Source organism: Loktanella atrilutea, assembly GCF_900128995.1.
Classification (GTDB): Bacteria; Pseudomonadota; Alphaproteobacteria; order Rhodobacterales; family Rhodobacteraceae; genus Loktanella; species Loktanella atrilutea.
This window is the reverse complement of record NZ_FQUE01000032.1, coordinates 1-7,286: the sequence shown is the minus strand read 5'-3', so window position 1 is coordinate 7,286 and position 7,286 is coordinate 1. Positions and strand designations below refer to the sequence as shown.

The 7,286-nt window shown below is 63.2% G+C and carries 7 protein-coding genes and 1 pseudogene; all 8 read right to left on the bottom strand.

Annotated elements, in window-relative coordinates:
* Window positions 1-104 precede the first annotated feature (104 nt).
* Window positions 105-922: pseudogene (locus tag BUA54_RS21690) on the bottom strand (ATP-binding protein).
* 249 nt (window positions 923-1,171) lie between these two features.
* On the bottom strand, window positions 1,172-1,648 hold the full coding sequence (locus BUA54_RS20215; protein ID WP_072859041.1) for a type II 3-dehydroquinate dehydratase: 477 nt from the start codon (window positions 1,646-1,648) through the stop codon (window positions 1,172-1,174).
* 34 nt (window positions 1,649-1,682) lie between these two features.
* Entirely contained in the window at window positions 1,683-2,978 is a 1,296-nt protein-coding gene (locus BUA54_RS20210; RefSeq protein ID WP_072859040.1) for a TRAP transporter large permease, read from the bottom strand.
* Entirely contained in the window at window positions 2,975-3,505 is a 531-nt protein-coding gene (locus tag BUA54_RS20205; RefSeq protein WP_218588326.1) for a TRAP transporter small permease, read from the bottom strand. Before BUA54_RS20205 ends, BUA54_RS20210 begins: the two co-directional genes overlap by 4 nt.
* Before the next feature lie 105 nt (window positions 3,506-3,610).
* Window positions 3,611-4,612, bottom strand: a complete 1,002-nt coding sequence (gene dctP, locus BUA54_RS20200; RefSeq protein WP_072859039.1) for a TRAP transporter substrate-binding protein DctP — start codon at window positions 4,610-4,612, stop codon at window positions 3,611-3,613.
* A 170-nt stretch (window positions 4,613-4,782) separates the two neighbouring features.
* Window positions 4,783-5,469, bottom strand: a complete 687-nt coding sequence (locus BUA54_RS20195; RefSeq protein WP_072859038.1) for a GntR family transcriptional regulator — start codon at window positions 5,467-5,469, stop codon at window positions 4,783-4,785.
* Window positions 5,470-5,607: 138 nt separating this feature from the next.
* Window positions 5,608-6,042 carry a type 2 periplasmic-binding domain-containing protein gene (locus tag BUA54_RS20190; RefSeq protein ID WP_072859037.1) on the bottom strand — a complete coding sequence of 145 codons (435 nt, stop codon included), beginning with the start codon at window positions 6,040-6,042 and terminating at the stop codon, window positions 5,608-5,610.
* A gap of 20 nt (window positions 6,043-6,062) precedes the next feature.
* Window positions 6,063-7,286 (bottom strand): recombinase family protein (locus BUA54_RS20185; protein ID WP_072859036.1); only part of this gene is annotated, 1,224 nt, incomplete at its 5' end.

Sequence of the window (7,286 nt, the reverse complement as noted above, 5' to 3'; positions counted from 1 at the left end):
GCGCCTCGGTGAAACGGCTCTTTCTCATTCGTCTGCTCCTTCACGGTTGAGCAAACTCTACATCAGGCTGAGGGATATTGCGGGGGGCAGGTCAAGTGCTGTCGTCATTTTGGGGTCCCCAAAGACATGGACCATTCGCTGAAGCTCAAATATGTGGTGATTACTATGCTGGTGCGTTCGTAAAGTTTGCTGAGCAAATAGAAGAGTAGCGCGCCGCATGATGCACTGAATGGCAGGTAGCCAAGTTCGTCCAGGATCACGAGATCAAAGCGGACGAGACTTTCGGCAAGCTGTCCGGCTTGCCGGTGTGACCGCTCAATGATGCGCTGATGCTCGCAGACCAAGTGCCCTTCGGCCACGATCACCAGCTGTTCAGGGTAGATATGCAGGCTGACGGGGCGGTTTGCGAAGCTGGCAGGCACAGAGTAGCGATTACGGTCGAAGGTGATCAAGCACGTGGGCGATACGCTCTGACCAAAAACGCGCAGCTGTGCGACAGCTTGATGTGAGCCACCTGCAACTTGATGCGCTCGCCGCCGACATGGGCCCAGTCCTCGCTCCAGTCGAACTGGAACGCCTCGCCCGGCTGGAACACCAGCAGCACAAATGTCCCGCGATCGGTCGTCTGTTACGCGCGTTGCCGGTCTCCTTTCCAGGTCCGCACAAAGGCTGCGACCCGCTCAAACGAGCCTTCATAGCCAGGCTGAAGCAGATCAGCGTGCATCTGCTTGGTAGTGCGCCGGTCCTTGCGCGACTTGCGCTGCTCGGTCACCAATCAGCCTGACAGCTTCTCTGCATACGGATCCAGCTTGCTCGGTCGCGTCGGCGTTTGAAACTGCGGCTCAACGATCCCCGCCCGCAGATACTTCTTAATGGTGTTGCGAGACAGTCCAGTCCGCCGCGCAATCTCGCGAATGGGCATCTTGTCCCGCAAAGCCCGACGTCGAATGACGCTCAAAAAATCCCATGTCGATCACTGCAATATCCCCTGACAAATCCCGTCAGGGGCAAGGTTCCACATGGGTCAAATCTCAGTGACAATTTCGACTGCTGCTGGGTCAGTTCTCAGTGACATCCAACACCACGTCTGTCACATCTGTTGTCTGGCCGTCACTGCCGGGACTGAAGGCGACATCAGGTTTCAGACGGTGGGGCGGCAGATCTGTCTTGATCAATCACGCGGCCGTATCAGATCGGCGCACCGCTCGATGGAAAAGGCATAACCGTCCACACCAAACCCCTCGATCTTGGCCGTCGCCGCCTTCGAGACGTAGGAGAGGTGCCGAAACTCCTCGCGGCGGAACAACGGCGAGATGTGGCATTCGAAGATCGGTCCGTCGAAGATCAGCAATGCGTCGAGTATGGCGATCGAGGTCGAGGTGAAGCCGGCAGGGTTGATCACGATCCCGGCTGCGGACTGGCGGGCCAGCTGGATCCACCGGATGATCTCGGCCTCGCTGTCGCTTTGCCGGAAATCGATCCCGACCCCGACGGCCTCTCCCGTCGCGCGGCAGAGAGCCTCCACATCGGCGAGCGTGTCGTGACCGTAGACCTCGGGCTGCCGGATGCCGAGCATGTTCAGGTTCGGACCGTTGATGATCAGGATCACCGGTTTGTCGGTGGCGTTCGTGGCGGTGGGGTGGGGCACGGTATTCTCCTAAAAACGGGCGGCGGCCCTGACGTCAATTCGCGTAGCCGTAGAGACGGGGCAGCCACAGGACGATGCCGGGCACGAAGGTGATGATGCCGAGGCCCACGATCATGATGCCGAGGAACGGCATCAGGTGGCGCACGGTCTGGCCGATGGGCGATTTGGTAAGGCCGCTCACCACGAAGAGCAGCAGCCCGTAGGGCGGGGTGGCCAGCCCAATCATCGTGTTCACCACGACGATCACGCCGAAATGGACGGGGTCGACTCCCAGGGCCATGGCTGTCGGCAGGAAGATCGGCACGATGACCAGCAGGATCGCGTTCGCCTCCAGCAGGCAACCGAGCAGCAGCAGGAAGACGTTCACGAACAGCAGAAAACCGTAGAGGCCGAGGTCGTAGCCCTCCATCACGGTGCGGATGGAATTGGGCACCCTTTCGATCGTGACGACGTAGTTGAACACCAGCGCGCCGGCGATTAGGATGCCGACACTCGCCGTCGATCGCGCACTCTGGCGGACGGTCTCGTAGGCGAGCCGGAGGCTCACCGAGCGGTAGAAGACGGTCGAGACGACGAATGCATAGAGGGCGGCGAGGGCGGCGGCCTCTGTCGGCGTGGTGATGCCGCCGTAGATGCCGACCAGCAGGATCACCGGCATCAGTAAGGCCGGCACCGCGCGCAGGGTCACACGGGGCAATTCGCGCATCGGCACCGGTGCCTCTACCGGGAAGCCGTAGCGGCGTGCCTGGATCGCGTTCATCACCATCAGCAGAAGACCAAGGATCAGGCCGGGGGCGACACCGCCGAGAAACAGGAAGCCGATGGAGGTGTCGGAAACCAGCGCGTAGAGCACCATGGGGATCGACGGAGGGATGATCGGCCCGATGATGGCCGATGCGGCGGTGATGGCTCCGGCATAGGCGGCGGGGTATTTGCCGTCCTTCGTCATCAGGTTGATGATGATCCGGCCCATGCCCACCGCATCCGCGATAGCCGACCCGGACATGCCGGAGAAGATGAGTGACGAGACGACGTTCACGTGGCCCAAGCCGCCGCGAAAGCGGCCCACCAGCGCGCGGCAGAAGTCCAGCAGCCGGTCCGACAGCGAGCCCACGTTCATCAGGTCGGCGGCGAAGATGAAAAGCGGGATCGCGAGCAGGACGTAGGAGCCGTAGAGACCGCGCAGGATCTGCTCTGCGGCGATGCCCATGTCGGACCCGACCAGCAGCAGATAGAACAGCGATGCGCCGATCATCGCATGGCCGATCGGCAATCCCAGCAGCGCCGTCAGGACGATGGCCGAGATCGTCAGCCCGAATTCCCAAGTCATTCGCTGAAATCCTTGCGGCTGACGGCGAGAGGATCGACCTCTTCGGTCGTGTCGATACCGCGCAGGGCGGTCCAGAAGATCCAGCCGTAGCGCAGGATCGAGGCAATGAGGAACACCACGAAGATCGAGAAGACCCAGTTGTAGCGGATGTCCAGGTAGGACGTCTTCTCGATCCGCATGAAGGACACGTAGTCCCAGGTCGCCGGCAGGGCGATGGCGTAGATCGCGACGAGGCAGGCGGAGAACAGAATGCGGAAGACCCGTTTCGTCTGCAGGCGGACGCCAGCATAGACGATATCGAAGCGGATCTCGTCGGTTTCGCGGGCCGAGACGGACTGGCCCCACAGGATGATCCAGATCCAGGCCATGACGCAGATCTCGACCGTCCAGCCGACGGGTTGGTTCAGGACGTAGCGCATGAAGACCTGCACGATGAAGGCGAGGAACATCGCGGTCAGCAGCAGCGCCGGCACGGCATCGGCCGCATGGCGCGCCACCCGGCGCAAGCGGTGTGACATGATCTGCATCGGTCTATCCGTGGAACAGTGACAGGCGCGGTCCCGATTGCCCGGTGACCGCATCGCCGGCAGAACCACGCATGGCTCTGCCGGTGGCATTCATTACGGAACCGATCAGTTCGACGGAGTGCCGAGAGCGTTGATCGCATCCAGCATGCCGTCGGGCCAGGAGGCCGCGAAGTCGGACTCCAGATACTTGGCCTGCGCGAAGGTGCGGAAGGCCTCGCGATCCGGCTCGTAGACCTTCAGGCCCTCGTCCTTGAAGAACTGCACCAATTCCGCCTCACGGTCGAGGTGGGCCTGCGTGCTTTTCGCGATGGCTTCCTCGGAGGCGGTCTGCAGCAGCTCCTGCTGCTCCGGCGTCATGCTGTTCCAGACCTCGGAGCCGATGGTCAGCACGTCGAAGCCGACGAGATGCCCGGTCAGCACGATCTGGCTGGTGACCTCGTAGAACTTCATGTTGTAGTCGTTGGGCAGCGGATTGTCCTGACCGTCGATGGCACCGGTCTGCAGTGCGGTATAGACCTCGGAATAGGCCAGGGGCGTGGGGCTTGCGCCGATCGCCGTGCCCAGGAACTGCCAGGCGTCGCCGCCGGGCATCCGCAGGGTCACGCCGGACAGGTCCTCTGGCGTCATGACCTCCGTCTCCGGGGCGAGGTTCACCTGACGCGTGCCGAAATAGACCGGCGTGATAATATGCAGGCCGATCTCCTCGGCCATGGCATTCAACTGCGCGCCGACGTCGCCGTCAAACACCGCCTTCAGATGATCCACGTCCTGCAGCACGTAGGCGGCGGTCAGGATCGACCACTCCGGGATCTGGTTGGCGATGTCCTGCGGCGGGACGATCCCCATCTCGAGGTTGCCGCGCTGGATCGCCGTGATCTCGGACCCCTGCGGGACCAGCGTGGCGCCGTTGTAGACCTGCAGATCGATCTGTTCTGCGACCGCGTCGGCGATTTCCTGGAACGCGGTGGCGCGGATGTCGGTGTCGGAGACCACGGAAGACAGGCGCAGAACCGGCCGATCCTGCGCTGTGGCCATCCCCCCGCAGACGAGCGTGGTGGCGGTGGCGAGCGCGGCGACCAGCAGCGCGCGGCGATCAAGACGTGACATGAAATCCTCCCGAAGATGTGGCGCCCGTCAGGTGGGCTGCAGGAAGGTCAACATTTGTTGTTTCGTATGTCAAACTTAAAAACGTCATACGATTTTTTAGATGGAAAGATTGCTGCAGCCAGCGCTTCAGGCCCGCTGCCGCAGGCTGCTCGATCTCCATGTTTTAAATGTCAGGGGACCCGGCCAGTCCCGAGGATGTGCTCCACACCACTGCGCACATGGCGTTCGAGCAGGGCGACGGCACCGTCCGCATCGCGTTCCAGCACGAGGTCCCGCAATTGTTGGTGCTCGTCCGCCGCCGGCTTGCCTCGGAAGTCGAGGACCAGCATGTGATAACGTTGGAACCGGTCGAAGACTGAGGAATGCAGTTCCATCAACGCCGGGGATTCGCAGGCCGAGATGACCGCGTGGTGAAAGCCCCAATCCTGCCGGACCCATTGTTCGACCATGCCATCGTTTCCGCCGATCAGGGTCTTCTCGACCTGCGACAGCTTGTAATGCTCCGACACGACATTGCCCTGCCAGTCCAGATCACCTTCTGCCAGGGAACGGCGGATGGCGTGCGTTTCGAGCAGGATGCGCAGCTCCGCGATGTCGCGCAGACCGTCCTGGCTGACGGGAGCGACCTCGAACCCCCGCTGCCCCTCGGCCGTGACGAGGTGCTCGACCGTCAGACGGTTGAGGATCTCGCGCAGGGTCGAGACGCTGACGCCATACTTCTCCTTCAGCGCATCCAGCTTGAGTTTCTGAAGCGGCTTCAGACGGCCATGGACGATGTCCGACCGGATCCGGCGGTGGGCGACGTCGCCGACCGTCTCACCCTCATGCCCATGGGCGTCGAATTTATGGATTTTCATAGGATCAGCAATTTGTCAGGTATTGACCTGAAATGCCGGGATCGGTGTCAAAAATCAACCACGGTGACGCCGGGCACGTCCGCAGTCGCACACGGAGGCCCGAACCGCGGGCAGCGCCCGACGGACTTTCAAGACGACCTAAGACGCCGACGCCACATCGATGCTGCGATAGATCTCATTCTCCGCATCGCGGATCGCCTGTTTCGGTGCCTTGCCGTTGAAGACGGCGTCGTGGATCTCGCGGCCCAGGGTCCGTTCGATCAGGTTGAAGGCGGGGACCGGCGGGCGCGACCAGGTGACAAGCTCGTTGCGCCGCGCCATCTGGTCGACCATGCGCACGATGGGAGAGGAGGCCAGCGCCTCGGGGTCGGCGCAGACCGAGAATCGAGGGGCCACGGGAAAGCCGTTCTTGACGTGGGCCTTCATCGCCTCGGGCGAGACCATCCAGGCGATCGCGTTGATGATCTGGCGTTGGCGGGCGGCGTTCACATGGGCCGGGATCGTCATGAGGAAACCGCCGATCGGGGCGGCGATGCGTCCCATCCGGCGGGCGGGCGGTGACAGGTAGGCCACCCGCCGCGCGACGCGGGAACTCAGCTCGTGCTCGGCGCCGGTGCATCATGCTGTGCGGTGGCGAGGGCCTGTTGCAGGCGGCTGCGGTCGGCTTCCCGGTCCTTGAGGCGCGCCAGCAGCGATGCGCTGTCGTCGGCCTGCTCGAGCAGGTTCAGCAGGCGATCGATGGCCAGATCGGCCTTGGCGATTTGGGCAGCGAGGGCGTCACGATCGGGGCCGGTATTGGCGGCAGCCTCGGCCATCGCGCGGTGCACTTCCTCCGCGAAATGCTCCGCCAGCTCCGGATGGATCAGCCCGGCGCGGAGCCGCGCCAGGACGCGGGCCTCCACCTTGTGCCGCGTGATCGTCTTGGTGTTCGCGCAGACGGACAGGCCCTTTGTCTTGCGATTGTAGCAGCCGTAGCGATCCTGAGCGACAAGCGTATAGCCACCGCCACAGCATGCACAGGTCAGGAGCCGGGACAGCAGGTATTGGGGCCGGTGACTGTCGTTGAGCGGCGCCGTCTTCCCAGCGTAACGGGCGTAGGTCTTCTCGAGACGGTCCTGCACCGCGTTCCAGAGATCGTCGTCGATGATCTGAAGCGCCGGTGCGGCGGCGTCGATGATCTTCGTGACATCCGCAGGCTTCGAAATGCGAAGCCCGGTCTCCGGGTCGCGCTTGAACGTGTTGCGGCCGTAGACGATGACCCCGACGTAGGCCTCGTTGCGCAGCATGCCGTCGCGCTTCTTGGCGTTGCCGCGAATGGTGCTGTCGTTCCAGCCCGCGCCGGAGGGGGAGGGAATCCCTTCCGCGTTCAGATCCGCTGCGATCCTGCGGGGCGACAGGCCGGCCGCGTAGTCCGCGAAGATGCGCCGCACGACGGCGGCCTGGTCCGGATCGATCTCCCGGTTCAGTCCGCTCGTCCCGGGCACGATGCGGTAGCCGTATCCCAGACCGGCTGCGACCCGGGACCGCTTTGTCGTGCCGATCTGGCCGCGCTTGGTCTTGTCGGCGATCTCGCGCGACTGGAACTCTGCGATGGCCCCGTAGAACGGGATCAGTTTCCAGTCCAATTCGCCACCGCTGGCGGAGATGAGCTTGACGTTGCGGGCCTCGAACCAGTCGGAGAGGCCGGTGATATCGGCCGCGCGGCGACCGATACGGTCGACGCCCTCGACGATCAGGCAGGTGATGTCGCCCCGTGCGACACGATCCTTCATCGCCATGACGCCGGGCCGCGTCCGCATCAGGGTTCGGCCCGAGAT